Origin of the sequence: Enterobacter roggenkampii (assembly GCF_001729805.1) — a bacterium.
Lineage (GTDB): Bacteria > Pseudomonadota > Gammaproteobacteria > Enterobacterales > Enterobacteriaceae > Enterobacter > Enterobacter roggenkampii.
The window spans coordinates 646,170-672,712 of the sequence record NZ_CP017184.1 but is presented as its reverse complement, the minus strand read 5'-3'; the positions used below and the strand labels follow the sequence as shown (position 1 = coordinate 672,712).

Below are 26,543 nucleotides of genomic sequence, written 5' to 3'. Positions count from 1 at the left end.
TTAACGCAATAAAAAACGGCGCATTTGCGCCGTTTTTTTTATTCCCGCCACGGCATAATCGGCACCGCGCTGATCGCGTTTTTCGGTGAACCTTCTACCACTTTATCGGAATAGGCCAGGTAAGCCAGCGTATTGCGTTTGGCATCATAGAAACGCACAACCTGCAGCTTTTTGAACACCAGCGAGGTTCGTTTCTGGAATACCACGTCGCCCTGCGCTTTGCCGTTTTTAATTTTATCGCTCAATTCAACCGGGCCCACCTGCTGACAGGAGATCGCCGCATCGGAGGTGTCTTCCGCCAGCCCCAGACCGCCCTTGATACCGCCCGTTTTCGCACGGCTGACATAGCAGGTGACGTTTTTCACGTCCGGATCGTCAAACGCCTCCACCACGATTTTGTGGTCCGGGCCAAACATTTTGAACACGGTGTCGACAGAACCAATCTGTTCCGCCTGTGCGACGCGCCCGGCCATCAACATCAGCGCGGTGAAGAGCAAAGTCTTGTATTTCATATTGTTACCATTCTTTAAAATTACACTGAGCGATTATTCAACACTTTAGACAAAAATGTAGCAAGATCACAGGATTAGAATATATTTACCCATAATGCCCTACAAAAAGCATGAAAGCGCAAAAAAAACACTGAATGCTAAAACATCAAAAAATGCTATTATCCGCTAACCTGTTATCAGGCACCTGCTGTTTTAAGGATGAGGATAGTATATGGATCAGGCTGGAATTATTCGCGACCTGCTCACCTGGCTGGAAGGTCATCTCGACCAGCCTTTGTCACTGGATAATGTGGCGGCTAAAGCAGGCTATTCCAAGTGGCATCTGCAAAGGATGTTCAAGGATGTCACCGGTCATGCTATCGGGGCCTATATTCGCGCACGTCGTTTATCGAAATCTGCTGTGGCTCTGCGCCTGACCGCGCGCCCGATTCTGGATATCGCCCTGCAATATCGTTTCGATTCGCAGCAGACCTTCACCCGCGCCTTTAAAAAACAGTTCTCGTTGACGCCAGCGCTGTATCGTCGCTCGCCTGACTGGAGCTCGTTTGGCATGCGTCCGCCGCTGCGTCTGGGCGAGTTCGCGATGCCGAAGTATGAAATTATTACCCTGCCGGAAACCCATCTGATCGGCACGACGCAGAGCTACTCCTGTTCGCTGGAGCAGATTTCCGAGTTCCGTCATCAGATGCGCGTCCAGTTCTGGCGCGACTTCCTGAGCCACGCACCGGCGATCCCGCCTATTCTGTATGGTCTCAACGAAACGCACCCAAGCCAGGAAAAGGACGACGAGCAGGAGGTGTTCTACACCACCGCGCTGACGCCAGAGATGGCCAATGGCTACATTCAGGGTTCAAAACCTGTCGTGCTGGAAGGCGGTGAATATGTGATGTTCGCCTATGAAGGGCTGGGAACGGGCGTTCAGGAGTTCATCCTGACCGTTTACGGAACCTGCATGCCGATGCTGAATCTGAATCGCCGTAAAGGTCAGGACATTGAGCGCTACTACCCGGCGCAGGATGCCAAACCGGAAGAAGGCCCCATCAATCTGCGTATGGAATTCTTGATTCCGATACGTCGTTAACGCTGCAGTTCGTCAAGCGCAGGGGCATCAAGATGCGAAATGTCCCCTGCCATCTCCACCACCCAGCCTGACGCCAGCCACGCGCTCTCCTGATAATCAATTCGGGAAATAGAGCAGTTGCGCAGACGCAAACGGCGCTCAGCGTAAGCCGGTAGTCCCAGAATGGTGCTCACCAGGCATCCCAACGCAATCCCATGACTCACCAGCAGCGGACGGCTTCCTGCCGGGAGCTTCAGGCATTCCGCCAGGGCGGCATGCATACGTACGCTGAGCTCCTGCATGGATTCGCCCTCAGGAATACGGCCATCTTCGGTACCGTTTACCAGCGTGCGGCGCCAGCCCTCTTCCGTTTCCGTCAGCGTATCGATATGCCGTTTTTCCAGCACGCCCATATCCAGCTCGCGCAGGCGCGGCTCAAGCATGACGTCACAGCCGCAGGCGTCTGCGATGATGCGCGCCGTCTGCTGTGTGCGACCTAAGTCGCTGGTAATCACGTGGGTAATGCCCAGCGTTCTGGCACGCTCTGCCACCTGCCACGCTTGCTGCACACCCTTCTCAGTGAGAGGACTGTCTGACTGGCCTTGAATACGTCGCTCGGCGTTCCACTGCGTTTCACCGTGGCGAACAAGGTATACCTGTAACATGCTTTTTTTCCGTTATACTGCGATGAGTTTTTTTTGAATCGAGCTTAATTATGCACCATGTTGTCTCTGCTACCACTAATCCTGCCAAAATTCAGGCAATTCTAAGGGCATTTGACGAGATCTTCGGCGCAGGATCCTGCCATATTGAGGCCATCGGCGTCGAGAGTGGCGTTCCTGAACAGCCGTTTGGCAGCGAGGAAACGCGCGCTGGCGCACGAAATCGCGTGGCAAATGCCAGGGCTGCGGCCCCGGATGCGGACTTTTGGGTGGCGATTGAAGCCGGTATCGACGAAGGCGCAACCTTTAGCTGGGTGGTGATCGAAAGCCGTGAACAGCGCGGCGAAGCGCGTTCGGCCACCCTGCCCCTGCCGGAGATCATTCTGGAAAAAGTGCGTGCGGGTGAAGCGCTTGGGCCGGTGATGTCGCAGTACACCGGCATTGATGAGATTGGCCGTAAAGAAGGGGCGATTGGCGTCTTTACCGCCGGCGCGCTGACGCGTTCAGGCGTTTACCATCAGGCGGTGATCCTGGCGTTAAGCCCGTTCCATAACGCGATCTATCGTTAGGCGTTTTTCAACAACACCGCTTCCAGCCACTGGCGCAGCTCAACGGGCGCCGACTTCAGGCTGTTCGATCCGCGGGTAATCGTCGCAATGCCCGCGCCGAGCTCATTTTTCAGCTCGCGCTGGCTCATCTCGCCGCGCAGCAGCTCTTCAATGATCCGCACGCGCGTGCCCAGCGCCTCACGCTCGTCTGGCGTGAGCATTAGCTGCATCAGGGGTAAATGCAAATCCTGCTCGTAAGACTGGCGAAGCAGCTCCACAAAACGAAGCCACTCCTGATGACGTTGTTCGGCCATTGCCGAGGAATACGGGGAATGCTGGGTCATGTTATGCTGCCTCTTGTACTCTTTAGCGAGTACAGCATAACACAACCCACGCCGATCAGTAACGTCTCTGCCACTCGGCATCGCTCATCAGGGTATCTTTCTGCCCCATGAAGTAGCGATAGTAGGCGTCATAAGCCAGCACGTTCTTCACGTAGCCGCGCGTTTCCGAGAACGGGATGCTCTCGACAAACGCAACGGCGTCGATGCGTCCGGCGCTGTTGCCGAGCCAGGTGCGCACGCGACCCGGTCCCGCGTTGTATGCCGCCGACGCGAAGATACGGTTATTGCCGAACTGCTGGTACACATACTGCAGGTAGCTGGTACCGATGTTGATGTTGGTATCCGGATCGAGAAGCTGTGACGGGCTACTGTATCCAGGGATGTTAAACATCTTCACCGTGTGCGTCGCCGTGCCCGGCATGATCTGCATCAGGCCGCTGGCACCCACCGGGGAACGGACTTTCGGGTTCCAGGCGCTTTCCTGACGGGCAATCGCCATCGCGTAACTTTGCGGGATATCTTTGCCGCTGGTGTAGCGATCGAACAGATCCTTGTAAGCCAGCGGGAAACGCTCTTCGAGATGATCCCACAGCTTACCGGCGATCGTCGCCTGCACGCTCAGATCCCACCAGTGGTTATCAAACGCATAGCGGGCAAGCTGAGCTTTTTCATCGGTGGTGCGGCTGGTCACCAGATTCGCCCACTCGCTGCGCGCGGTGTTGTCCATATTCCAGTACATCAGCTCGCGAACGCGCGCCATTTCTGGCCCCTGGGTCAGCGCCGGATTCGCGTTAGCGGGCGCTTTATCGATGCGGAAGGTGTACTCCTCGCCCAGGCGCTGCGCGGCCGCCATCGGGTAGAACCCGCGCTGCTGCATCAGCGTATGAAGAATTTCTTTGGCCTCATCATCACGACCGCGCTCCAGCAGCAGATCGGCCTGCCAGTAACGCCATTCATCTTTCTCTTTGGCCTCCATAGGCAACCGGGCGAGCCAGGTATTGAGCCCACGACGGTCGCCCGTACCCAGCGCCATTCGCACGCGGCGTTCCACCAGCGACGTGGAGTTCGAACGCATAATCGCATCGTCTCGCCAGCGCGCCTGCTCGTCGGTCACATCGGTGCCCATCAGTCGCCACGCCACGATATCGCGCAGCTCCTGCGTTTGCTCCTCATTAAGCTGCTGCGCCTGCACCAGCTGCGGGATCATCAGCCGCGCGTTTTCCACATCGTCACGCGCCACGCTGGCAAAAGCCACCGCCGCCATCTGGCGGGTAAAATCGGTCGCGCCCGTACTGCGGGCAAAGGTCAGGACGCTGTTGGGATCGTTTGCCAGCGAGATAACTGCCGTGGAAATCGTCTGGTAATCGGACGGCATCTGCCCCGCCAGCGCAGTCACCAGACGCGTATTACCGGCTTTCATCGCCAGGCGGATACGCTCGAGGTAGGACAGCGGATCCTGCTTGCCGGAAGCACGCCACGCGCCGAACAGGGAATCACAGGCGTTCGGCTGGTTTTTCCCGGTCAGCCAGAGCTCTTTCGCCCCGGCCCAGGCCTCTTCCTGCTGGCCGGTCGCCCATTTCGCGTAGTAGTAGTTACACTGCGCTTCGGTGGTATTCGGCTTTTCAGGGCTAAACGCCAGCAGTCCGCGCCAGTCTTCGCGTCGCGCCAGTTCGTTCACAAATCGAGACTGGAGATTTCGGGCAGGCGGCAGGGTCGGGTTCGCCTGAATGAAGTTATTCACGGTAACGGTGGGCTGGTTCATGAGATCGTCCGTAATTTGACGATACTCCAGATACGGATACAGCGGATAATCCTTGAGCGTCGGCATCAGCGCCTGCACGGTATCCATCTGCTTGTTGTCCCATGCCTGCTTAATCTGGGCATACCGGTTACGTTGTTCATCCAGTGAATCGGCATGCACCGCCTGGCTTACCGCCATTACGCATACGCTGGCAGCCAGCAGACGCCAGACCACCCGTTTGGCTTTTTCCACAAGCTCTTCCTCATTGTTTTTTCGTCAATTGCAGCGTCTTGCCACGTCAAAGTCTCATTAACTTATGCTAACCAGGCATCCTGCAACGCGCCACGTCATGGACACTTTTTTACCTTTCTTGCGCGTTTTAACACTCCCGACGTTCCTGGCTGGGATTAGGGCGGGAAAAAGGCTACACTTCGAGGCTGAAATTCCTTCTCATTACGATAAAAGAGGCGAAGTCCAACGTGGCTCAATTCGTTTATACCATGCATCGTGTCGGCAAAGTTGTCCCGCCGAAACGTCATATTCTTAAAAATATCTCGCTGAGCTTCTTCCCGGGCGCAAAAATCGGTGTTCTGGGTCTCAACGGTGCCGGTAAGTCCACCCTGCTGCGCATCATGGCCGGCATTGATACAGACATCGAAGGTGAAGCCCGTCCGCAGCCTGGCATCAAGATTGGCTACCTGCCGCAGGAACCTCAGCTGAACCCGGAACACACCGTTCGCGAATCCGTTGAAGAAGCGGTGTCCGAAGTGGTTAACGCCCTGAAAGGTCTGGATGAAGTGTATGCCAAATATGCCGAACCGGATGCGGACTTCGACAAGCTGGCCGCACAGCAGGGCAAGTATGAAGAGATCATCCAGGCGCACGACGGTCACAACCTGAACGTGCAGCTGGAGCGCGCGGCGGATGCCCTGCGTCTGCCGGACTGGGATGCAAAAATCGCGAACCTCTCCGGTGGTGAACGCCGCCGCGTGGCGCTGTGCCGCCTGCTGCTGGAAAAACCAGACATGCTGCTGCTCGACGAACCGACTAACCACCTGGATGCGGAATCCGTGGCGTGGCTGGAGCGCTTCCTGCACGACTTCGAAGGCACCGTTGTGGCGATTACCCACGACCGTTACTTCCTCGACAACGTCGCCGGCTGGATCCTGGAGCTGGACCGCGGTGAAGGTATTCCGTGGGAAGGCAACTACTCCTCCTGGCTGGAGCAGAAAGATCAGCGTCTGGCTCAGGAAGCGTCTCAGGAAGCGGCGCGCCGTAAGTCTATCGAGAAAGAGCTGGAGTGGGTGCGTCAGGGCACAAAAGGCCGTCAGTCTAAGGGCAAAGCCCGTCTGGCACGCTTTGAAGAGCTGAACAACACCGAATACCAGAAACGTAACGAAACCAACGAACTGTTTATTCCACCTGGAGCTCGTCTGGGGGATAAAGTGGTTGAAGTGACCAACCTGCGTAAGTCCTACGGCGACCGCGTGCTGATCGACGATCTGACCTTCTCCGTACCGAAAGGCGCTATCGTGGGCATCATCGGTCCGAACGGCGCGGGTAAATCGACCCTGTTCCGCATGATGTCCGGTCAGGAACAGCCAGACAGCGGCTCTATCACCCTGGGTGAGACCGTGAAGCTGGCCTCCGTTGACCAGTTCCGCGACGCGATGGATAACAGCAAAACCGTGTGGGAAGAAGTCTCCGGCGGTCTGGATATCATGCGTATCGGCAACACCGAGATGCCAAGCCGCGCCTACGTTGGCCGCTTTAACTTCAAAGGCACCGACCAGGGCAAACGCGTGGGCGAGCTGTCCGGCGGTGAGCGCGGTCGTCTGCATCTGGCGAAGCTGCTGCAGGTGGGCGGTAACGTTCTGCTGCTCGATGAACCAACAAACGACCTGGATATCGAAACCCTGCGCGCGCTGGAAAACGCCCTGCTGGAATTCCCGGGCTGCGCGATGGTTATCTCGCACGACCGCTGGTTCCTGGACCGTATCGCGACCCACATTCTGGACTACCAGGATGAAGGTAAGGTGGAGTTCTTCGAAGGTAACTTCACCGAATACGAAGAGTACAAGAAACGCACGCTGGGCGCCGACGCGCTGGAGCCGAAGCGTATTAAGTACAAGCGTATTGCGAAATAAGTGCCTGAGTGCCGGGTGGCGGCTTCGCCTTACCCGGCCTACGGTACTGCGCAGTTTGTAGGCCGGGTAAGCGTGAGCGCCACCCGGCTTTTTTATTTGCCCACGTAATACCGCTTCACCTCGTCAAACTGCATCGCAAACTCGATATAGCTCATCAGCGCGGGCGAATTCAGCTTGCGGCTCGGGTAGGCCAGCCAGAGGTCGTTGCCTTCAACATTCCATTCCGGCAGCACCTGAACCAGCGCCCCTTTCTCGACCTTATCTTCCAGCAAAAAAGCCGGAAGGAGCGTAATCCCCGCACCGGCAATCGCACATTCGCGGGCGTATACCAGGTTATCGGTCATGTGCGCGTTATCCGGCAGGTAGCGGTAATCCTCGCTCTCGCTTCGCAGAAGCCACTCTGACCACGCCCGATGCGTAATGCTGCGGTGCTCCACCAGCTGACGGGGATGCGTTAGCGGCCCACGGCGCGCCAGATAGTCCGGCGAGGCCAGCATGTAGCGCGGGCAGTGCCCGATCATGCGGCCAATCAGGGAGGAGTCCTGCGGCTTGCCGGTACGCAGCGCCACGTCAAAGCCGGCCTCGACCAGATCCACCACGTCATCAGAGATCGACACGTCCAGCGAAACCTCGGGATAGCGAAGCTGGAACTCGGCATTCATATGCGCCAGCAGCGTCGCGCCAATCCCCGCCGGGCAGGTGATGCGCAGCCGCCCGCTGGGGTTTTCGCGCAGGCGCTGGATGGCGTACTCCGCCCGCTCGCTGGCCGCCAGCATTTCACGGCAGTGCACCAGATAGTGCTCGCCCGCAAACGTCAGGTTCAGCCTGCGTGTGGTGCGGTTAAGCAGGCGAATGCCCACCTGCTGCTCCAGCTGGCTAATCCGCTGGCTTACGCTGGATTTTGGCAGCTCCGCCTTCTGGGCTGCCGCGGTAAAGCTGCCCATCTCGGCCACCAGCGCGAATAGCGCCATATCCTGCAGCTGTTTAAACATGATTGTTCATCCTGTACGAACGCTGAGTTCTTAATTGTCCATCTTATCACGCAGATGGCCACTTAATAGACTAGCCTCAACAAAACGCATGCCATTGAGGAGCACACCATGTCAGTTAAAGCCATCGCCGTTAACCCTGAAAATCCCTCTACTTTCATTGAAATCACTCCACCGATGCCGCAGCCCGGCGAGCACGATCTGCTGGTGGAGGTGAAAGCCGTCTCCGTTAACCCGGTCGATACCAAAGTCCACGCGGGCATTGCTAAGAACGGGCTGAACGAGCCGCGCGTGCTGGGTTGGGATGCCAGCGGAATCGTCAAAGCCGTTGGGGCTGGCGTCACCGGATTCAAACCGGGAGATGAAGTGTGGTACGCAGGCGACATCACCCGTCCGGGCAGCAACGCTACGCATCAGCTGATCGATGCACGCATTGTCGGGCACAAACCGTCAAGCCTCGGCTGGGCGGCTGCCGCCGCGCTGCCGTTGACCGCGCTCACCGCGTGGGAAGGCCTGTTTGAACGGCTGAACATTCAGGACGCCGGTGCGGACAAAACCCTGCTGATCGTCGGCGGTGCGGGCGGGGTGGGATCGCTGGCGATCCCGTTTGCGAAGCACAACAGCAAGGTAAAGGTGATCGCAACCGCGTCCCGAGAAGATTCCGCCCGGTGGTGCCGCGATCGCGGTGCAGATGTGGTGGTGAACTACCGCGATCTGAAAGGCGAACTGGCGAAGCACGGGCTGACCTTTGTGGATTACATTTTCATCCTCAACGACACCGACGGGCACTGGGATGCGGTCAGCGACCTGATTGCACCGCAGGGGCATATCTGTTCCATCGTGGAGAATGAACACCCGCTGAACCAGGACAAGCTGAAGTCCAAATCCGCCGCCCTGCACTGGGAATTTATGTACACCCGCAGCATGTACCAGACCGCTGATATGGCGCGTCAGGGTGAGATCCTCAATGAGGTGGCGAAGCTGGTGGATAACGGCGTGGTGGAAAGCTCACTGAGTGAAACGCTGCACGGGCTGAGCGTGGAAAGCATTACCGAGGCGCACCGCAAGGTGCTGGACGGGCATATGCGTGGGAAAGTGGTGGTTGAGTTCTGAGTGGACTGATTCCCTCACTCCGGCCCTCTCCAAAGGGAGAGGGCGGTTAACGCTTACCCCTGCTCCCCCATCATCTCCTTCACCAGTTCGACGCAGCGCAGGAAACGGGAATCGTAGTCTGACTCTTCAACGTGCACAAACTCAACGTTGTTTTCGTTGAGCATCTCCACCAGCATGGACTGGAATTCCCGCCTGTCCACCGAGCTGCCGAGGCTGCGCATGCCGTCGGCCACCCACGGGGTGTTGTTTTCCAGCAGGATCACCAGGTCAAAGCGGTATTCGTCAATCAGCGCCTGCACGAACGGGTGCTCGCGCCCTTCGTACTTTTTGCAGAACGCCTGGGTGGTGACAAAATCGGTATCGATGAACGCCACCTTGTTGGCGTATTTCACCGCGAAATCAATGTACTGAGCGTGACCGAGCGCGATTTTGTCGTAGTCGGAATACTGCAGCGCCATCTCGTCGCCGCCCAGGTGCGAGAAGACATAGTCGCGGCCGTACTCCCACGCGCTGGTCGTGTTGAAGATGTTAGCGAGCTTGTTGACCAGCGTTGATTTACCGCTCGACTCGCCGCCCAGGATCGCGACGGTGCGCACAAAGAACGGCTTCACCTCGGTCGGGATGTAATCCCAGTAGCGGAACGGGTTTTCGCGGATCTGCGCTCCGCTGATGTTCATGAAGGTGCGTTTCGGGTCGATCAGCACCGTCTCGATGCCCAGATGCTCGCGGAACTGCGGCGCGTCGGACTCTTCAGAGGTGTAGATCCAGTTCGGCGCAATGCCCTTCTCTTCCATAAACGCTTTGATGCCGTTGCTCCACACGTCCCAGCCGTGTGGGTACGGCTCCATACCCTCTTCGTTAAAGGCATGAATGCGAATGTTTTTCTGGTACTTGAAGGTCTGAAGCAGCCAGCGCAAACGGTCCGGCACGGTCGGCTGCTGCGACATGGCGCTGTCTTCAAACAGCTGACGATCGCGGGTTTCGTCGTACCCCATGATGATGTGCAGCTCGTCCACCTGGCTACAGGCGCGCTGGATCAGATAGATATGCCCGGTATGCAGCGGGTAAAACTTGCCAAACACCACGCCGATGTTCTTTTGCATACGCGGGAATTCCAGCCCCAGAAAGCGGTGCAGCGCTTCCAGCTTCTGCGCGCTGGGGCTTTTGATTTTGGCGTTCAGCAGTTGGCTCAGGTAGCCTTTGGTCATACCGCTGGCGTCTGCCACCTGCTGCAACGTGCAGCCTTTCTGGCGGATAGCGGTCTTGATGTAGTCAAATGATGACATAAATTACGGTGCCTCCTGCAAAATCGAATACGTAATTATAAGTCGTCAAAGACATTTAACGCATCTGCGAGTTTCTTCACGCCAAAGACCTGCATCCCTTCCGGGATTTTTTTCGGCACGTTGGCGGCGGGAACGATAGCCCGACGGAAACCGTGTTTTGCCGCCTCGGAGATACGCTCCTGGCCGCTCGGCACCGGACGGATTTCCCCGGCGAGGCCCACTTCGCCAAAGACGACCAGATCCTGCGGCAGCGGTCTGTCGCGCAGGCTGGAGACCATCGCCAGCAGCAGCGCCAGGTCTGCGCTGGTCTCGGTGACTTTGACGCCGCCGACCACGTTCACGAAGACGTCCTGATCCGCCATCTGCAGCCCGCCGTGACGGTGCAGCACCGCCAGCAGGATTGCCAGGCGGTTCTGTTCCAGACCGACCGCCACGCGTCGCGGGTTGCCCATCATCGAGTGATCCACCAGTGCCTGAATTTCGACGAGCAGCGGGCGCGTCCCTTCCCACAGCACCATCACCGAGCTGCCGGAGGTGATTTCATCTCCCCGGCTCAGGAAGATGGCCGACGGATTGCTGACTTCGCGCAGCCCCTGTTCGGTCATGGCAAACACGCCCAGTTCGTTAACCGCCCCAAAGCGATTTTTATGGCTGCGCAGGGTACGGAAGCGAGAGTCTGCGTCGCCGTCGAGCATTACCGAGCAGTCGATACAGTGTTCGAGCACCTTCGGTCCCGCCAGCGAGCCGTCTTTGGTCACGTGGCCGACCATCACAATCGCCACGCCGCGCGTTTTGGCAAAGCGCGTCAGGTAGGCCGCGGTTTCACGCACCTGCGCGACGCTGCCCGGCGAGGACTGGATGTCCGCCATGTGCATCACCTGGATGGAGTCGATCACCATCAGCTTCGGCTGCTCTTCTTCGGCGATCATGCAGATCTGCTCGATGCTGGTTTCCGACAGCATATTCAGGTTGCCGGTCGGCAGGCCGAGACGGTGCGCGCGCATTGCCACCTGCTGGAGTGATTCTTCGCCCGTGACGTACAGGGTTTTCATCTGTTCGGCGAGCTTGCAAAGCGTTTGCAGCAGCAGAGTCGATTTACCCGCGCCCGGGTTACCGCCGATCAGGATCGCGCTGCCCGGCACCACGCCGCCGCCGAGCACGCGGTCAAATTCCTTGAAGCCGGTGGAGAAGCGCGGCAGCGCCTCCAGGCTGATGTCTGAAAGTTTTTGTACCTTCGACACGCCTGCATTGCCCGCATAGCCACTCAGGCGTTCATTGCGCGCCACGCTCGGCGAAGCCGCCACACCACGCACTTCGGTGATGGTGTTCCAGGCATGGCAGGCGCTACATTGCCCCTGCCAGCGCGGATAATCCGCACCACATTCATTACAGACAAATGCGCGTTTTGGAGCTTTCGCCACGGTTTACCTCGTTATTTCTCTGCGGCCTGCGAGCCGGGTGGCGCTTACGCTTACCCGGCCTACAAAGCAGACCGTTATTTCTGATTAAGGCTGCCGGAGAGAATGCAGAACACCCCCATCAGGTCAGCGTGACGGATAGTCACTTCCGTCTTTTCATTCACTTTTGGCTTGGCATGGTAGGCAATGCCCAGGCCGGCCGCTTTGATCATCGGCAGGTCATTCGCGCCGTCACCGATGGCGACGGTCTGGACAACCGGAATTTCATATTTTTCCGCGAGGCGCGTCAGCGTATTGGCTTTGTACTGGGCATCCACAATATCGCCGATCACCTGGCCGGTCAGCTTGCCGTCCATGATCTCCAGCTCGTTGGCCACCACGGTGGTCAGATGCAGTTTTTCCCGCAGATAATCCGCGAAGAAGGTGAAGCCACCGGAGGCGATCGCCACCTTCCAGCCGAGGGACTGCAGCTTCAGCACCAGCTGCGTCAGCCCTGGCATCAGGGGCAGTTCATCGCGCACCTGACGCAGAATGTTGGCATCGGCCCCTTTCAGGGTCGCCACGCGCTGTCGCAGGCTGGCGGTGAAATCCAGCTCGCCGCGCATCGCACGCTCGGTGACTTCAGCCACCAGCTCGCCGCTGCCCGCCAGCTTCGCAATTTCGTCGATACACTCGATCTGAATGGCGGTAGAGTCCATGTCCATGACCAGCAGGCCAGGCGTTTTCAGGTGCGGAATTTTACCCAGCGGTGCGACATCCAGCCCGGCGTCATGCGCCAGGCGCGTGGCGCGCTGGGTCAGAGAGCCCGCCAGGCGAATGACCTGGTAGTCTTCCACGCACCAGGCGGCGACGATGACCATCGCGGCCCCCAGTTTGGTTTGATACTGGGTCAGGCGTTGCTTATCCAGACCGCGTCCGTACAGCAGCCAGCCGCTACGACCGGCGTGGTAATCCAGAGGCATCACCTCATCGCCACTTAAAGAGAGCGGCAATCCTGGCCATAAAGAGACATCCGTTGGCAGGTCACACCAGGTAATGTTCGGCATTAAAGCTCCTGTAATTTCGTTCGCGCCGGAAGGTTGCAGAGGGAAAATAACGCATGAGGCTACCCTGTAACCATCACTTCTGGCAACATTAAGCCGTAAATTTTCAGCAGGTGGAATATGGCTCGCGCAAAACTGAAATTCCGGCTCCATCGCGCCGTGATTGTCCTTTCCTGTCTCGCACTCTTAGTGGTGCTGATGCAAGGGGCATCGTGGTTTAGCCAGAACCATCAACGGCAACGCAACCCGCAGTTTGAAGAACTGGCCCGCACGCTGGCACGCCAGGTCACGCTCAACGTCGCGCCGTCCATGCGTAACGAAACGCCTGACGAGAAGCGGATAGGCCAGGTTTTACGCCTGCTCACGGAGAACAGCCGCATTCTTGATGCCGGTGTCTATGATGAGCAAGGCAACCTGATTGCCCGAGCGGGTGAGCACGTCGACGTGCGAGACAGGCTGGCGCTGGACGGCAAAAAAGCCGGCGGCTACTTCAACCAGCAGCTTGTTGAACCTATTCAGGGGAAGAATGGCCCGCTGGGCTATCTGCGCCTCACCCTTGATACCCACACCCTGCCCACTGAAGCCAAACAGGTCGATAATACCACCAACATTCTGCGCCTGATGCTGCTGCTTTCACTCGCCATCGGCGTTGTGCTGGCACGCACTCTGCTTCGGGGCAAGCGCACGCGCTGGCAGCAATCCCCGTTCCTGCTGACCGCCAGCCGGTCAGTCCCCGAAGACGAAGAGAGCGAGAAGAAAGAATAGTGATAAAGTAGGCGAATGATTCGGAAAAGGAACTCTGCCATGTCGACGTTACGCCTGCTTATCTCTGACTCTTACGATCCCTGGTTTAACCTGGCAGTGGAGGAGTGCATCTTCCGCCAGATGCCTGCCACCCAGCGCGTACTGTTTCTCTGGCGCAATGCCGATACGGTGGTTATTGGTCGTGCGCAAAACCCGTGGAAAGAGTGCAACACCCGCCGTATGGAAGAGGACAACGTCCGTCTGGCGCGCCGCAGCAGCGGCGGCGGCGCGGTATTCCACGATCTGGGCAATACCTGCTTTACCTTTATGGCGGGCAAACCGGAATACGACAAAACCATCTCAACGTCCATCGTCCTCAACGCGCTCAATTCGCTCGGCGTGACGGCGGAAGCCTCCGGACGTAACGATCTGGTGGTCAAAACGCCCGATGGCGACCGCAAGGTATCCGGCTCTGCCTATCGCGAAACGATGGATCGCGGATTCCACCACGGTACCCTGCTGCTGAACGCCGATCTCAGCCGTCTGGCTAACTACCTTAATCCAGATAAGAAAAAGCTACAGGCTAAGGGCATCACCTCCGTGCGCGGGCGCGTGGCGAATCTGGTGGAACTGCTGCCCGGGATTACTCACGAGCAGATTTGCGATGCGATTCGTGAAGCCTTCTTCGAACATTACGGCGAGCGGGTAGAAGCTGAAGCGATCTCCCCTGACAAAACCCCGGACCTGCCCAACTTCGCGGAAACCTTTGCGCGCCAGAGCAGCTGGGAGTGGAACTTCGGTCAGGCCCCTGCCTTTTCCCATCTGCTGGACGAACGGTTTACCTGGGGCGGCGTGGAGCTGCACTTCGACGTGGAGAAAGGCCATATCACCCGCACGCAGGTCTTTACGGATAGTCTCAATCCGGCACCGTTAGAGGCGCTGGCCGCGCGTCTGCAGGGCTGTTTGTATCGGGCGGATATGTTGCAGCAGGAGTGTGATGCGCTGATCGGCGATTTTCCGGAGCAGGAAAAAGAGTTAAGGGATTTGTCAACATGGGTTGCACAGGCCGTGCGCTAGTAAAAAAGCCCGCTTGCGCTGCGCTTAGCGGGCTTACAAAACCGTAGGCCGGGTCAGGCGAGGCTGCCACCCGGCACAACAGCTCTTACTCTTTATCGCCCAGCAGAACGGATTCCAGCGCGATTTTGATCATGTCGTTGAAGGTGGTCTGACGCTCGGCAGCGGTAGTCTGCTCGTGGGTACGGATATGGTCAGATACGGTGCAGATGGTCAGCGCTTTCGCACCGAATTCAGCCGCTACGCCGTAGATACCGGCCGCTTCCATTTCCACGCCCAGGATGCCGTATTTTTCCATCACGTCGAACATGTCGCCTTCTGGCGAGTAGAACAGATCGGCAGAGAACAGGTTGCCCACGCGCGCGTCAACGCCCAGCGCTTTTGCCGCGTCAACCGCGTTACGCACCATGTCAAAGTCAGCGATGGCCGCAAAGTCATGATCCTTAAAGCGGATGCGGTTGACTTTAGAGTCGGTACACGCGCCCATGCCGATCACCACGTCACGCAGCTTAACGTCCATGCGCACCGCACCGCAGGAGCCTACGCGGATGATTTTCTTCACACCGAAATCGGTGATCAGCTCTTTGGTGTAGATGGAGCAGGATGGGATACCCATGCCGTGGCCCATAACGGAGATTTTGCGGCCTTTATAAGTACCCGTGAAGCCCAGCATGCCGCGAACGTTGTTCACTTCACGCACGTCTTCCAGGAAGGTTTCTGCAATGTGCTTCGCGCGCAGCGGGTCGCCCGGCATCAATACGACGTCAGCGAAATCACCCATTTCTGCATTAATGTGAGGAGTTGCCATCTTCAGTTCCTTTTAACTTGTTGTTTTTGCCGGGTGGCGGCTACGCCTTACCCGGCCTACAAAACCGTAGGCCCGGTAAGCGAAGCGCCACCGGGCAATGACATCAGAACATGGCTTTGCCATATTCCATGTCAGACGTACCAAAGTATTTCGCCAGGGTCTGGCCGATGTCCGCGAAGGTTTCACGGTGACCCAGCGAACCCGGCTTCACTTTCGGACCGTACACCAGCACCGGAATGTGCTCACGGGTGTGGTCGGTACCGGTCCAGGTCGGATCGCAGCCGTGGTCCGCGGTCAGGATCAGAATGTCATCTTCACCCACCAGCTCCATCAGCTCCGGCAGGCGGCGGTCGAACAGCTCAAGACCCGCAGCATAACCCGCTACGTCGCGACGGTGACCCCAGGAGGAGTCGAAGTCGACGAAGTTGGTGAAGACAATGGTCTTGTCGCCCGCTTCTTTCATCTCTTTGATGGTGGCATCGAACAGCGCATCGAGTCCGGTCGCTTTGACCTTTTTGGTGATGCCGCAGTTAGCGTAGATATCCGCGATTTTACCTACAGAAACCACGTGACCGCCTTTCTCATCAACCAGCTTCTGCAGCACGGTTGGCGCCGGCGGCTCAACGGCCAGATCGTGACGGTTACCGGTACGCTGGAAGTTACCCGCTTTGTCGCCAATAAACGGACGCGCGATCACGCGGCCAATGTTGTAGCCGCCTTCGGTCAGCTCTTCACGGGCGATTTCGCACAGCTCGTAGAGTTTATCCAGGCCAAAGGTCTCTTCGTGGCAGGCAATCTGGAACACGGAGTCAGCAGAAGTGTAGAAAATCGGCTTGCCGGTTTTCATATGCTCTTCGCCGAGCTGGTCAAGAATCACGGTACCGGAGGAGTGGCAGTTGCCGAGGTAACCCGGCAGGTTGGCACGCTTCACCAGCTTATCGAGCAGCTCCTGCGGGAAGCTGTTCTCGTGATCGGAGAAGTAACCCCAGTCGAACAGCACCGGCACACCGGCGATTTCCCAGTGGCCAGACGGGGTGTCTTTACCGGAGGAGAGCTCGTGCGCCCAGGCATAGGCGCCCACGACTTCCGCATTGCCGTCCATACCGGCTGCGATTTTACCGGTAGAGCCTTCATGCGCTTTCACCAGCCCGAGGCGGGTCAGGTTAGGTAGAGTCAGAGGGCCTTTACGACCGTTGTCCGCTTCGCCTTTCGCACAGGCTTCCGCGATGTGACCCATGGTATCGGAACCCACGTCACCAAAACGTTCCGCATCTTCGGTTGCGCCGATGCCGAATGAGTCCAGCACCATAATAAATGCACGTTTCATAATTGTTCTCCGTACGTAGTGCTTCAAAAATTATCGATCAGATCAGTATACCGCTATTCGGTGATACGGCGATAGACAGTCGGTGTGGTTTCCGGCGCTTTATTGTCAAGCGTAATAGCCGCCTTCACCGCTTTCGCCGCTTCCTGCCAGCTGGCTTCATCTTTGGCGTGGATCACCGCCAGCGGACGTTGGCCGTCAACGCTGTCGCCCAGACGGGCCATATCGGTAAAGCCGACGCTGTAATCAATGGTATCTGACGCCTGACGACGGCCGCCGCCCATAGACACGACCGCCATACCCAGCGCGCGGGTGTCCATGGCGGAGACAAACCCTTCGCTGTCGGCATACACCGCTTTGCTGAGCGTCGCGGTCGGCAGGTACTTCGCGTAATTTTCGACGAAGTCGGTTGGGCCTTTCTGCGCCGCAACCATGCGGCCAAAGATCTCCGCCGCTTTGCCGTTGTCCAGTACCGCCTGTAGCTTCGCGCGGGCGTCGGCGTCGTCTTTGGCAAGCTTGCCGGAGATTAACATCTCCACGCACAGCGCCATGGTGACGTCGAACAGACGCGGGTTGCGGTATTCGCCTGTCAGGAACTGGACGGCTTCACGCACTTCGACGGCGTTACCGGCGCTGGAAGCCAGCACCTGGTTCATGTCGGTGAGCAGTGCGGTAGTGCGCACGCCCGCGCCGTTGGAGACGCCAACGATCGCTTCGGCCAGCGCCTCAGAGAGTTCATAGGTTGGCATAAACGCGCCGCTGCCTACCTTCACGTCCATCACCAGCGCGTCCAGCCCTTCTGCCAGCTTCTTCGCCAGGATAGAGGCGGTGATCAGCGGGATGGAGTCAACGGTCGCGGTGATGTCGCGGGTCGCGTAGAAACGCTTGTCTGCCGGAGCAAGAGAGCTGGTCTGGCCGATAATCGCCACACCAACGTCTTTAATAATGTCGCGGAAGCGGTTGTCATCCGGGAAGATATCGAAGCCCGGAATGGCTTCCAGTTTGTCGAGCGTACCGCCGGTGTGGCCCAGGCCGCGCCCGGAGATCATAGGAACGTAACCGCCGCAGGCTGCCACCATAGGGCCGAGCATCAGGGAGGTCACGTCGCCCACGCCGCCGGTGGAGTGTTTGTCCACAATCGGGCCGTTGAGGTTGAGGCTTTTCCAGTCCAGAACGGTTCCTGAATCTCGCATCGCCATGGTCAGCGACACGCGCTCAGGCATCGACATATCGTGGAAGAAAATGGTCATCGCCAGAGCCGCAATCTGCCCTTCTGAGACGGTGTTATCACGAATGCCGTTGATGAAGAAGCGGATCTCATCGTCGCTTAATGCATGACCATCACGTTTTTTACGAATAATTTCTTGTGCGAGAAACACGGTAACCCCCATGAGGAATCGGGTGAATGGTGGCGGGTACGGTTTACCCGACCACGATCCGGGTAGGCCGGGTAAGCGTAGCGCCACCCGGCAATTCAAACTTAGTAGCTGCTTGCGCTCTTACCGTCGCCGTGACCCAGCGCTTTCAGCAGGCTGGCCAGCAGGCTGGAGGCGCCAAAACGGTAGTGACGGGAATCGGCCCAGTCGGCGCCGAACAGCTCGTCGGCAATCGCCAGGAACTGCTGCGCGTCTTCCGCGGTACGCACGCCGCCCGCAGGTTTGAAGCCCACGGTTTTGGACACGCCCATGTCGCGGATCACTTCCATCATGATGCGCGCGCTTTCCGGGGTCGCATTTACCGGTACTTTACCGGTAGAGGTTTTAATGAAATCCGCACCGGCTTTGATGGAGATTTCAGAGGCTTTACGAATCAGCGCCTCTTCTTTCAGCTCGCCGGTTTCGATGATCACTTTCAGCAGCACGTTTGCCGCCGCACACGCGTCTTTACAGGCCTTCACCAGGTCAAAACCGACCTGCTCGTTGCCGGCGATCAGCGCGCGGTACGGGAACACCACGTCCACTTCGTCTGCGCCGTAGGCAATCGCCGCGCGGGTTTCTGCCAGCGCAATCTCGATATCATCGTTGCCATGCGGGAAGTTAGTGACGGTTGCAATGCGCACGTCCGGGGTGCCCTGCTCTTTCAGCGTCTTACGGGCAATCGGGATAAAGCGCGGGTAGATACAGACGGCTGCGGTGTTGCCCACCGGCGTTTTCGCCTGATGGCACAGGGCGATGACTTTCTCATTGGTGTCGTCATCGTTCAGGGTAGTCAGGTCCATCAGTTTCAACGCGCGCAGGCTGCTTGCAGTTAAATCGGTCATAACATTCTCCAACGGCAGTGCCGTATAAATTTTACCTTGTGGGTCTGTGAGTATTCTAACATCCACCCGCATCCACACTTCGACATTCATCACAGTTAATGAAAACTGCGTGCAAATTTGCATTGCTGTAATGAGATCTTATTCAAACTTTAGCGCGCATATTGCGGACTAAAGCAGCGATACCCCCTGTCGGATCAAAAGTGCCGACAGGCAGGCTTTCTACAATCCGTTCATCATCCGCAGAACACTCAAGGAAGCGAACATGTCCCACTCCAGCCCCGACGCCCTGCAACAACGTTGCCAGCAGATTGTGACAAGCCCGGCGTTAACCCCGGAACAAAAACGTCACTTTCTGGCGCTGGAAGCGGAAAACAACCTGCCGTATCCGGCACTTCCTGAAGCTGCGCGCGCCGCGCTGGACGAGGGGTTCATCTGCGACATGTTCGAAGGCCATGCGCCTTACAAACCCCGTTACGTTCTGCCGGATTACGCAAAATTTCTGGCTAATGGTTCAGAATGGCTGGAGCTGGAAGGGGCAAAAGATCTCGACGACGCCCTCTCACTGTTAACCATCCTCTACCACCATGTTCCGTCCGTCACATCGATGCCGGTCTATCTCGGTCAGCTTGATGCGTTGCTGCAACCTTATGTTAGAATTCTAACACAAGAAGAAATCAATAGCCGAATAAAACGTTTCTGGCGCTATCTCGACCGTACGCTGCCCGATGCCTTTATGCATGCCAATATCGGGCCGGAAGATACCCCCGTCACGCGTGCCATTCTGCGTGCCGATTCAGATCTGAAGCAGGTCGCGCCGAACCTGACCTTTATTTATGATCCAGCGATCACCCCGGATGATTTGCTGCTTGAGGTGGCGAAAAACATATGTGAATGCAGCAAACCGCATATTTCTAATGGCCCGGTGAATGATAAAATTTTCACAAAAGGCCATTACGGCGTAGTGAGCTGTTACAACTCCCTGCCTCTGGCAGGCGGTGGCAGCACCCTGGTGCGCCTCAACCTTAAGGCCATCGCCGAACACAGTACGTCAATGGAAGACTTCTTCAGCCGCGCCCTCCCGCATTACTGCCAGCAGCAAATGGCCATCATCGATGCCCGCTGCGATTTCCTGTATCAACAATCCGGCTTCTTTGAGAATAGCTTCCTGGTGAAAGAGGGGCTGATTGATGCCGATCGGTTTGTGCCGATGTTTGGCATGTACGGCCTGGCAGAAGCGGTAAACGTGCTCTGTGAGAAAGCCGGGATGACTGGGCGTTACGGCAAAGACGAGCAGGCCAACGCGCTGGGCTATCGCATCAGCGAACAGCTTGCGGCGTTTGTCGAAAACACGCCGGTGAAACACGGCTGGAAGCAGCGCGCGATGCTGCATGCGCAGTCGGGGATCAGCTCTGACTCGGGCACCACGCCGGGCGCACGCCTGCCCTACGGCGACGAGCCGGATCCCATCAGCCACCTGCTGGCGGTGGCGCCGCACCACAAGCACTACGCTTCCGGGATCAGCGATATTTTGACGCTGGATGAGACGGTAAAACGTAACCCGCAGGCGGTGGTCCAGCTCTGTCTCGGCGCGTTCAGGGCGGGGATGCGCGAGTTTACCGCCAACGTCGCGGGTAACGATCTGGTGCGCGTCACCGGTTATATGGTGCGGTTGTCGGATCTGGAGAAGTACCGGGAAGCCGGATCGCGCACCAATACCACCTGGCTGGGTGAAGAAGCCGCGCGCAATACCCGTATTCTGGAACGTCAGCCGCGCGTGATAAGCCATGAACAGCAGATGCGCTTTAGTTAGTCAGGTCATCCCTTTTTCCTGCGTGGACGGGCCGGGCAGCCGCCTGGCCCTGTTCCTGCAGGGCTGCAACCTGCGCTGTAAAACCTGCCACAACCCGTGGACGATCGGCCGCTGCAACGACTGCGGGGACTGCGTGCCCCACTGCCCGCACGACGCACTGACCATACAGGCGGGACGCGTCTGGTGGCAGGAGAGTGACTGCCAGCAGTGCGACACCTGCCTGCACCTGTGCCAGCAGCAGGCGACGCCCATGGCGCACCGCCTGAGCGTGGAGGAGATCCTCACCCAGGTCCGCAAATCCGCACCGTTTATCGAAGGGATCACCGTAAGCGGCGGTGAAGCCACAACGCAATTACCGTTTTTAGTGACGCTGTTCACCGCGATCAAAGCCGATCCCGCCCTGCGTCATCTGACCTGTCTGGTCGACAGCAACGGTTTGTTAAGCGAAACCGGCTGGCGAAAGCTGCTGCCGGTACTGGATGGCGCGATGCTGGATCTCAAGGCCTGGGGGAACGCGCATCACCGCTTCCTGACCGGGCGCGACAATCCGCAGATCAAGCAGAGTATCCGCTGGCTGGCAGAACGCCACCGTTTGACGGAGCTCCGCTTGCTGGTGATTCCGGGGCAGTGTGATTACCTAGAACATCTGAAGCCGCTGACGGCGTTTATCCACGGGCTGGGAAACGTGCCGGTACGCCTTAACGCGTTTCATGCGCACGGCGTATACGGTGAGGCAGCGTCATGGCGCAGCGCCACGCCCGAGGACGTTGAACCGCTGGCGCGGGCGCTGGAAAAACAGAGGATAACGGTGATCCGCCCGGCGCTTTATCTATAGCGTGATGCCAAATACCGAACGCGTATTTTCCAGCAGCGCATCGGCAATCACCGCTTCCGGCTCCTGTCGCAGTTCACACAGGGTGGTGAACACGCGCGCCGCCTGTTCCGGGCGATTCGGCTGTCCCTGAAAACCGTTCAGCGGCATGTCCGGCGCGTCGGTTTCCAGCAGAAGCGCCGACAGCGGCAGCTGTGCCATCACGTCCCGGGTTTTGCTGGCGCGCGGATAGGTGATGGTGCCCCCAACGCCGATTTTGTAGCCCAGCTCGATAAAACGCTGCGCCTGCTGCAGGCTGCCGGAGAAACCGTGCACGACGCCCTTACGCGGCAAATCGATACGCTTCAGGTGCATTGCCAGCTTATCGTGCGTGCGTCTTGAATGAAGGATCACCGGCAGATCGTGACGCTTCGCCAGCCTGAGCTGCGCGTCGAGGATCGTCTGCTGGCGCTCAAAATGCGGCTCCTCGCGATAAAGATCGAGGCCGATCTCACCGATGGCGACAAGCTTGTCGCCTGCGGTCTGCACTATCTCATCAAGTCGCTCAATGTCCTCATCCCGATGCCGCTCAATCACGATCGGATGCAGGCCGAGCGCCGCATAGAGCGCGGGGTGCTGTGCAGCAAGATCCAGCACCCGGGAAAAGTAAGCCGCTTCCACTGAAGGCACAATAATGGCCTGAACGCCTGCCTCGGCCGCTTTCGCAATGCTTTGCTCTTCATCTCCCGTAAACGGCGGGAAATCAAAGTGGCAATGGGTGTCGACAAAGCGGTGCATCACGCCAGATCCTCGTTATCCAGTAAAGCGTCATTCGCCTGCGGAATGTCGACCAGCGGCACCGTCAGGGCGTCGTTGGCGACAATCGCAGGCGGCGTAATAATGCGTTTATGGCGATGAAGCGGCGGCTGCTCCGCCAGCATTTTCCCCACCGTCGCCAGGAAGTAGCGCCCGCACAGCCGCCCCGTTTTGTAATCCATACGCAGCGCAGGAACGCGGCTGCCCAGCGCCATGCTCAGCAGCGGCTTAGGCGGATAAATTTCAAAAATACGCAGCTTGCCCGGCGGTTTCTCAATGAAGCGCTGCATCGCGCCGTAGGTGGTTTCATGCTGCTTCGCGATATTCACCAGCGGCTGCAGGCTGCTGTCGCCCAGCCAGCGCTCCATCCGCTTAAACCACTGCGGGGTGTAATACATTTGCGACGGTACGGTACGGATCACCACAATGGTTTTCGCCCCGCGACGGGCAGCTTCCTGCACCGGCACCGCGTCACTGATCCCCCCGTCCAGATAGCTAATACCGTCCAGCAGGGCACCGGTACGATAAAAGCCGGGGATCGCGCTGGAGGCGCGGATAATGTCCAGCCAGTTCTCTTTCTGAGGCGAAAAATAGCCCGGCGAATAGTCATCGCCCCGGCTGGCACACATCCAGAATTCTTTACCGCTATCAAACAGACGGGCGGCAGTATCCATGGCCAGCGGCATCTGGCTGGAGGTTGACTCCAGCAGCCAGTCGAGATCGATCAGGTTGCCGCCGCGCACAAACCGCACCGGGTTAAAAAATTCTTTCGCCGTGGTGTAGCGCATGATGACCTTTCGCGCGTAGCCGGGCTGGTTACAGACATAGGCAGAGAGGTTCTGCGCCCCGGCAGAGGTGCCGAAGTACAGGTCAAACGGATTGAACTGCGCGCGCATAAATTCGTCCAGCACGCCAGCGGTGAAAATGCCGCGCTGTCCGCCACCCTCGCAGACCAGCGCGAGTTGACCTGCGCGAAACGGTTTTAACGTCAGCGGCGCAATGTTGCCGAGCGTAACGGGAATTCGTTGCCCCACCTCTGCTTTCCTGTTTTGATTATTTTATAACACCACAGTAACGCACCCGACCTGTTACGCAAATAAGAAAAAGCCAGTCACAGTGACTGGCTTTATTTTGTTGACGGAATATTGCGTTTGCTACGGACGTCGACGCCCCGTAAACAGGCTGACCAGGAACAGAATAATACCGACAACGAAGACAATTTTAGCTGCCCATGCCGCTGTACCTGCCAGTCCACCAAAGCCCAATGCGGCGGCAATTAACGCGATAACCAGAAATATAATGCCCCAACGAAACATAAGCTTCTCCTTTACCATAGTTAATGTCGGCCGCTAAACGTGAGCGCTCAGGTCACTCACCGGCGTTTTTCCAGAGTCGTTCTTATTTCGCCCGCAGGGTTTAGCCAGACGGGCGAATGGTCGAGATTTACTTCGTTTTCAGATCGTTTTTAACGCTTTTCACACCATCAATCGCCTTCGCGATGGACTCGGCACGTTCACTTTGCGCCTGCGAATCTACCGTACCGGAAAGCTGAACCACGCCATCGGTGGTTTCAACTTTCACCTTACGGGACGGCACGATGTCATCTGCTAAAAGTTTAGCTTTGATTTCGCTGGTGGTGGCTGCATCACCGGCATAACCTTTCACCGACGCGTTTTTGCCGTCACGGACGTGCAGCTTATCGCTGACGGAGGCGACGCCTTCGACGCCTTTCGCCACTTTCACCGCCTGTTCAGCCTGAGCCTGGCTTTCAACAAAGCCGCTCAGCGTGACCACTTTCTTGTCGGTCTTAACGGAAATATCGGTGCTCTTGATGGCTTCATCATCCACCAGTGCGGCCTTCACTTTTGCTGTGATAGAGCTGTCATCCATGAAATTGCCGACTTTATTCATAGAGCTATCGATTTTTTGCCCTGCGCTATCGGCCGTGGATTGTGCTTTATCCATGGTGCTGCTTTCCGCCAGGGCGGAGCCGCTCACCAGAACGCTACCCAGTGTTACAGCCAGCAGAGTTTTAGAAATCTTCAGTCTTGTCATATTCATCGATCTATTCCTGTGTTGACCCGTTATTCGGGCTACATACTTCCTTAGTAGTGATATATATTGCGAATAAACACGCGAGCAAATTGGATAACCTAAAGCCATGCATTGAACAGTTAATTTATCCACGCCCGGTGTTAAACACTGAGTTAAATATAGATCACTCTCACAGAGCCGCTTTCAGAATTGGGTAAAAAATGGGCGAATAGCGTGAAATTGCGTTGAATTAAGAACATTCCGCAAGGGATTAATAAGACAGGAAATAAAGAAGAGCACGGCGAATGCCGTGCTCTGAGAGGGGATTAGTGCTCGCGGGTTTTACGGAACTGAACGTCCGGATAACGTTCCTGCGTCAGGTTCAGGTTGACCATCGTTGGCGCGATATAGGTCAGGTTATCGCCGCCATCCAGCGCCAGCTGAACTTCATTCTTACGCTTAAATTCTTCGAATTTCTTCACGTCAGAACACTCAACCCAGCGCGCGGTCGCGACGTTCACCGATTCGTAAATCGCTTCTACGTTGTATTCGCTCTTCAGGCGCGCAACGACCACGTCAAACTGCAGCACGCCGACCGCACCCACGATCAGATCGTTGTTCGCAATCGGGCGGAACACCTGCACGGCACCCTCTTCGGAGAGCTGAACCAGGCCTTTCAGCAGCTGTTTCTGCTTAAGCGGATCGCGCAGACGAATGCGACGGAACAGCTCCGGCGCGAAGTTCGGAATACCGGTGAACTTCATCATTTCGCCCTGCGTGAAGGTGTCGCCAATCTGAATGGTGCCGTGGTTGTGCAGACCGATGATGTCGCCCGGATAGGCCTCTTCAACGTGCGAACGGTCGCCCGCCATAAAGGTCAGCGCGTCGGAGATGACAACGTCTTTCCCGATACGCACCTGGCGCAGCTTCATGCCCTTTTCATATTTACCGGACACCACGCGCATAAAGGCCACGCGGTCACGGTGTTTCGGGTCCATGTTGGCCTGAATCTTAAACACGAAGCCGGTGAACTTCTCTTCTTTCGCTTCCACTTCACGGGTGTCGGTTTTGCGCGGCATCGGCTGCGGCGCCCACTCCACCAGACCGTCGAGCATGTGGTCAACGCCGAAGTTACCCAGTGCGGTACCGAAGAAGACCGGGGTAATTTCGCCGCTCAGGAACAGCTCTTTGTCGAATTCGTGAGACGCGCCCTTGACCAGCTCCAGCTCGTCGCGCAGCTGCGCGGCCAGCTCTTCGCCGACCGCCGCGTCCAGATCCGGGTTGTCCAGACCTTTCACGATGCGCACTTCCTGAATGGTGTGGCCTTTACCGGTCTGATACAGGTAGGTTTCGTCTTTATAGAGGTGATAAACGCCCTTGAACAGCTTACCGCAGCCAATCGGCCAGGTGATAGGCGCACAGGCGATCTTCAGCTCGTTTTCCACTTCATCCATCAGCTCCATCGGATCGCGGATGTCACGGTCGAGTTTGTTCATAAAGGTGAGGATCGGCGTATCGCGCAGACGGGTAACTTCCATCAGCTTACGGGTACGATCTTCTACACCTTTCGCGGCGTCGATCACCATCAGACAGCAGTCCACCGCCGTCAGGGTACGGTAGGTATCTTCGGAGAAGTCTTCGTGGCCCGGGGTGTCCAGCAGGTTCACCAGGCAGTCGTGATAGGGGAACTGCATCACGGAGGTGGTAATCGAAATACCACGCTGCTTTTCCATCTCCATCCAGTCGGATTTTGCATGCTGGCTGGAGCCACGGCCTTTAACGGTACCCGCAGTCTGGATCGCCTGTCCGAACAGCAACACCTTCTCAGTGATGGTCGTTTTACCGGCATCCGGGTGCGAGATAATGGCAAAAGTGCGGCGCTTGGCCACCTCTTGCAGATAAGGAGACAACGTCATAATTAAATCTTCTTTTATAAGCGCGGCAGCACGCCACGCATCATGGAATACAAAATTGCGGCTATTTTACCCATCAACGGGGG

The 26,543-nt window shown here is 57.4% G+C and carries 25 protein-coding genes; 8 read left to right on the top strand and 17 right to left on the bottom strand.

Annotated elements, in window-relative coordinates; all coding sequences use genetic code 11:
- Positions 1 to 38: 38 nt before the first annotated feature.
- A complete protein-coding gene (gene creA, locus BFV67_RS03140) occupies positions 39 to 512 on the bottom strand; it encodes a protein CreA (protein ID WP_023293322.1) in 474 nt (157 codons plus the stop codon).
- Between the two features lie 211 nt (positions 513 to 723).
- On the opposite strand from creA, the gene robA reads away from it, so the two are divergent.
- Positions 724 to 1,593, top strand: coding sequence for an MDR efflux pump AcrAB transcriptional activator RobA (gene robA, locus BFV67_RS03135; RefSeq protein ID WP_008502056.1), 870 nt, complete (start codon positions 724 to 726; stop codon positions 1,591 to 1,593).
- On the opposite strand, the gene gpmB is transcribed toward robA, so the two are convergent.
- A complete protein-coding gene (gpmB, locus tag BFV67_RS03130) occupies positions 1,590 to 2,237 on the bottom strand; it encodes a 2,3-diphosphoglycerate-dependent phosphoglycerate mutase GpmB (RefSeq protein WP_008502057.1) in 648 nt (215 codons plus the stop codon). The two genes, robA and gpmB, sit on opposite strands and share 4 nt — an antisense overlap.
- Before the next feature lie 50 nt (positions 2,238 to 2,287).
- Between gpmB and yjjX the strand changes: the two genes are divergently transcribed.
- On the top strand, positions 2,288 to 2,803 hold the full coding sequence (gene yjjX / locus BFV67_RS03125; protein WP_008502058.1) for an inosine/xanthosine triphosphatase: 516 nt from the start codon (positions 2,288 to 2,290) through the stop codon (positions 2,801 to 2,803).
- On the opposite strand, the gene trpR is transcribed toward yjjX, so the two are convergent.
- Positions 2,800 to 3,126, bottom strand: a complete 327-nt coding sequence (trpR, locus tag BFV67_RS03120) for a trp operon repressor (RefSeq protein WP_021240574.1) — start codon at positions 3,124 to 3,126, stop codon at positions 2,800 to 2,802. The genes yjjX and trpR overlap by 4 nt on opposite strands.
- Before the next feature lie 55 nt (positions 3,127 to 3,181).
- Positions 3,182 to 5,119 carry a murein transglycosylase gene (gene sltY / locus BFV67_RS03115; RefSeq protein ID WP_058657703.1) on the bottom strand — a complete coding sequence of 646 codons (1,938 nt, stop codon included), beginning with the start codon at positions 5,117 to 5,119 and terminating at the stop codon, positions 3,182 to 3,184.
- 227 nt (positions 5,120 to 5,346) lie between these two features.
- Between sltY and ettA the strand changes: the two genes are divergently transcribed.
- Entirely contained in the window at positions 5,347 to 7,014 is a 1,668-nt protein-coding gene (gene ettA, locus BFV67_RS03110) for an energy-dependent translational throttle protein EttA (protein WP_028015858.1), read from the top strand.
- Between the two features lie 92 nt (positions 7,015 to 7,106).
- On the opposite strand, the gene BFV67_RS03105 is transcribed toward ettA, so the two are convergent.
- A complete protein-coding gene (locus BFV67_RS03105) occupies positions 7,107 to 8,006 on the bottom strand; it encodes a LysR family transcriptional regulator (protein WP_047747960.1) in 900 nt (299 codons plus the stop codon).
- Positions 8,007 to 8,114: 108 nt separating this feature from the next.
- Here BFV67_RS03105 and BFV67_RS03100 point away from each other — a divergent pair, with 108 nt between their 5' ends.
- Positions 8,115 to 9,116, top strand: a complete 1,002-nt coding sequence (locus tag BFV67_RS03100) for a zinc-binding alcohol dehydrogenase family protein (RefSeq protein WP_069597859.1) — start codon at positions 8,115 to 8,117, stop codon at positions 9,114 to 9,116.
- Between the two features lie 53 nt (positions 9,117 to 9,169).
- Here the strand turns inward: BFV67_RS03100 and nadR are convergent, their stop codons facing one another.
- From nadR to serB, 3 genes are all read right to left on the bottom strand, one after another.
- On the bottom strand, positions 9,170 to 10,402 hold the full coding sequence (nadR, locus tag BFV67_RS03095; RefSeq protein WP_006810194.1) for a multifunctional transcriptional regulator/nicotinamide-nucleotide adenylyltransferase/ribosylnicotinamide kinase NadR: 1,233 nt from the start codon (positions 10,400 to 10,402) through the stop codon (positions 9,170 to 9,172).
- A gap of 35 nt (positions 10,403 to 10,437) precedes the next feature.
- Positions 10,438 to 11,823, bottom strand: coding sequence for a DNA repair protein RadA (gene radA / locus BFV67_RS03090; RefSeq protein WP_003856523.1), 1,386 nt, complete (start codon positions 11,821 to 11,823; stop codon positions 10,438 to 10,440).
- Between the two features lie 74 nt (positions 11,824 to 11,897).
- Positions 11,898 to 12,866 (bottom strand): phosphoserine phosphatase, encoded by a 969-nt coding sequence (gene serB, locus BFV67_RS03085; RefSeq protein WP_021240580.1) that lies wholly within the window; start codon positions 12,864 to 12,866, stop codon positions 11,898 to 11,900.
- Between the two features lie 117 nt (positions 12,867 to 12,983).
- Between serB and BFV67_RS03080 the strand changes: the two genes are divergently transcribed.
- Together BFV67_RS03080 and lplA are read left to right on the top strand one after the other, a co-directional pair.
- Positions 12,984 to 13,628: a YtjB family periplasmic protein gene (locus BFV67_RS03080; protein ID WP_008502067.1), complete on the top strand. Its 645-nt coding sequence runs from the start codon at positions 12,984 to 12,986 to the stop codon at positions 13,626 to 13,628.
- Positions 13,629 to 13,667: 39 nt separating this feature from the next.
- Positions 13,668 to 14,684 (top strand): lipoate--protein ligase LplA, encoded by a 1,017-nt coding sequence (gene lplA / locus BFV67_RS03075; protein WP_069597858.1) that lies wholly within the window; start codon positions 13,668 to 13,670, stop codon positions 14,682 to 14,684.
- A gap of 85 nt (positions 14,685 to 14,769) precedes the next feature.
- Here lplA and deoD read toward each other — a convergent pair whose 3' ends face one another.
- The 4 genes from deoD to deoC form a co-directional block, all read right to left on the bottom strand.
- Positions 14,770 to 15,489 carry a purine-nucleoside phosphorylase gene (gene deoD / locus BFV67_RS03070; RefSeq protein ID WP_003856538.1) on the bottom strand — a complete coding sequence of 240 codons (720 nt, stop codon included), beginning with the start codon at positions 15,487 to 15,489 and terminating at the stop codon, positions 14,770 to 14,772.
- Between the two features lie 103 nt (positions 15,490 to 15,592).
- Positions 15,593 to 16,816 carry a phosphopentomutase gene (deoB, locus tag BFV67_RS03065; RefSeq protein ID WP_025912138.1) on the bottom strand — a complete coding sequence of 408 codons (1,224 nt, stop codon included), beginning with the start codon at positions 16,814 to 16,816 and terminating at the stop codon, positions 15,593 to 15,595.
- 53 nt (positions 16,817 to 16,869) lie between these two features.
- Positions 16,870 to 18,192 (bottom strand): thymidine phosphorylase, encoded by a 1,323-nt coding sequence (gene deoA / locus BFV67_RS03060; RefSeq protein ID WP_069597857.1) that lies wholly within the window; start codon positions 18,190 to 18,192, stop codon positions 16,870 to 16,872.
- A 101-nt stretch (positions 18,193 to 18,293) separates the two neighbouring features.
- Positions 18,294 to 19,073, bottom strand: coding sequence for a deoxyribose-phosphate aldolase (gene deoC / locus BFV67_RS03055; RefSeq protein ID WP_003856543.1), 780 nt, complete (start codon positions 19,071 to 19,073; stop codon positions 18,294 to 18,296).
- Positions 19,074 to 19,335: 262 nt separating this feature from the next.
- On the opposite strand from deoC, the gene BFV67_RS03050 reads away from it, so the two are divergent.
- A complete protein-coding gene (locus tag BFV67_RS03050; RefSeq protein WP_069597856.1) occupies positions 19,336 to 20,883 on the top strand; it encodes a YjjI family glycine radical enzyme in 1,548 nt (515 codons plus the stop codon).
- Complete coding sequence (locus BFV67_RS03045; RefSeq protein WP_069597855.1) at positions 20,858 to 21,718, top strand: YjjW family glycine radical enzyme activase; 861 nt, start codon at positions 20,858 to 20,860, stop codon at positions 21,716 to 21,718. Before BFV67_RS03050 ends, BFV67_RS03045 begins: the two co-directional genes overlap by 26 nt.
- Here BFV67_RS03045 and BFV67_RS03040 read toward each other — a convergent pair.
- The 5 genes from BFV67_RS03040 to prfC all read right to left on the bottom strand — a co-directional run bounded on the left by BFV67_RS03040 (position 21,713) and on the right by prfC (position 26,460).
- Entirely contained in the window at positions 21,713 to 22,495 is a 783-nt protein-coding gene (locus BFV67_RS03040) for a TatD family hydrolase (RefSeq protein ID WP_157888812.1), read from the bottom strand. The genes BFV67_RS03045 and BFV67_RS03040 overlap by 6 nt on opposite strands.
- Complete coding sequence (locus BFV67_RS03035; RefSeq protein ID WP_008502074.1) at positions 22,492 to 23,544, bottom strand: patatin-like phospholipase family protein; 1,053 nt, start codon at positions 23,542 to 23,544, stop codon at positions 22,492 to 22,494. The genes BFV67_RS03040 and BFV67_RS03035 overlap by 4 nt, the downstream gene beginning before the upstream one ends.
- Positions 23,545 to 23,664: 120 nt before the next feature.
- Positions 23,665 to 23,826 (bottom strand): DUF1328 domain-containing protein, encoded by a 162-nt coding sequence (locus tag BFV67_RS03030; RefSeq protein WP_003856556.1) that lies wholly within the window; start codon positions 23,824 to 23,826, stop codon positions 23,665 to 23,667.
- Between the two features lie 127 nt (positions 23,827 to 23,953).
- On the bottom strand, positions 23,954 to 24,571 hold the full coding sequence (gene osmY, locus BFV67_RS03025) for a molecular chaperone OsmY (RefSeq protein WP_008502075.1): 618 nt from the start codon (positions 24,569 to 24,571) through the stop codon (positions 23,954 to 23,956).
- A gap of 299 nt (positions 24,572 to 24,870) precedes the next feature.
- Positions 24,871 to 26,460, bottom strand: a complete 1,590-nt coding sequence (prfC, locus tag BFV67_RS03020; RefSeq protein ID WP_008502076.1) for a peptide chain release factor 3 — start codon at positions 26,458 to 26,460, stop codon at positions 24,871 to 24,873.
- Between the last annotated feature and the right edge of the window lie 83 nt (positions 26,461 to 26,543).

Bases quoted from the DNA above. Each gene is read 5' to 3' on its own strand.
- creA (WP_023293322.1), bottom strand. From the start codon at position 512: ATGAAATACAAGACTTTGCTCTTCACCGCGCTGATGTTGATGGCCGGG.
- lplA (WP_069597858.1), top strand. From the start codon at position 13,668: ATGTCGACGTTACGCCTGCTTATCTCTGACTCTTACGATCCCTGGTTT.
- BFV67_RS03100 (WP_069597859.1), top strand. From the start codon at position 8,115: ATGTCAGTTAAAGCCATCGCCGTTAACCCTGAAAATCCCTCTACTTTC.
- nadR (WP_006810194.1), bottom strand. From the start codon at position 10,402: ATGTCATCATTTGACTACATCAAGACCGCTATCCGCCAGAAAGGCTGC.
- BFV67_RS03050 (WP_069597856.1), top strand. From the start codon at position 19,336: ATGTCCCACTCCAGCCCCGACGCCCTGCAACAACGTTGCCAGCAGATT.
- yjjX (WP_008502058.1), top strand. From the start codon at position 2,288: ATGCACCATGTTGTCTCTGCTACCACTAATCCTGCCAAAATTCAGGCA.
- BFV67_RS03080 (WP_008502067.1), top strand. From the start codon at position 12,984: ATGGCTCGCGCAAAACTGAAATTCCGGCTCCATCGCGCCGTGATTGTC.
- serB (WP_021240580.1), bottom strand. From the start codon at position 12,866: ATGCCGAACATTACCTGGTGTGACCTGCCAACGGATGTCTCTTTATGG.
- gpmB (WP_008502057.1), bottom strand. From the start codon at position 2,237: ATGTTACAGGTATACCTTGTTCGCCACGGTGAAACGCAGTGGAACGCC.
- robA (WP_008502056.1), top strand. From the start codon at position 724: ATGGATCAGGCTGGAATTATTCGCGACCTGCTCACCTGGCTGGAAGGT.
- BFV67_RS03105 (WP_047747960.1), bottom strand. From the start codon at position 8,006: ATGTTTAAACAGCTGCAGGATATGGCGCTATTCGCGCTGGTGGCCGAG.
- deoD (WP_003856538.1), bottom strand. From the start codon at position 15,489: ATGGCAACTCCTCACATTAATGCAGAAATGGGTGATTTCGCTGACGTC.
- deoB (WP_025912138.1), bottom strand. From the start codon at position 16,816: ATGAAACGTGCATTTATTATGGTGCTGGACTCATTCGGCATCGGCGCA.
- deoC (WP_003856543.1), bottom strand. From the start codon at position 19,073: ATGACCGATTTAACTGCAAGCAGCCTGCGCGCGTTGAAACTGATGGAC.
- BFV67_RS03045 (WP_069597855.1), top strand. From the start codon at position 20,858: ATGAACAGCAGATGCGCTTTAGTTAGTCAGGTCATCCCTTTTTCCTGC.
- osmY (WP_008502075.1), bottom strand. From the start codon at position 24,571: ATGAATATGACAAGACTGAAGATTTCTAAAACTCTGCTGGCTGTAACA.
- trpR (WP_021240574.1), bottom strand. From the start codon at position 3,126: ATGACCCAGCATTCCCCGTATTCCTCGGCAATGGCCGAACAACGTCAT.
- prfC (WP_008502076.1), bottom strand. From the start codon at position 26,460: ATGACGTTGTCTCCTTATCTGCAAGAGGTGGCCAAGCGCCGCACTTTT.
- BFV67_RS03030 (WP_003856556.1), bottom strand. From the start codon at position 23,826: ATGTTTCGTTGGGGCATTATATTTCTGGTTATCGCGTTAATTGCCGCC.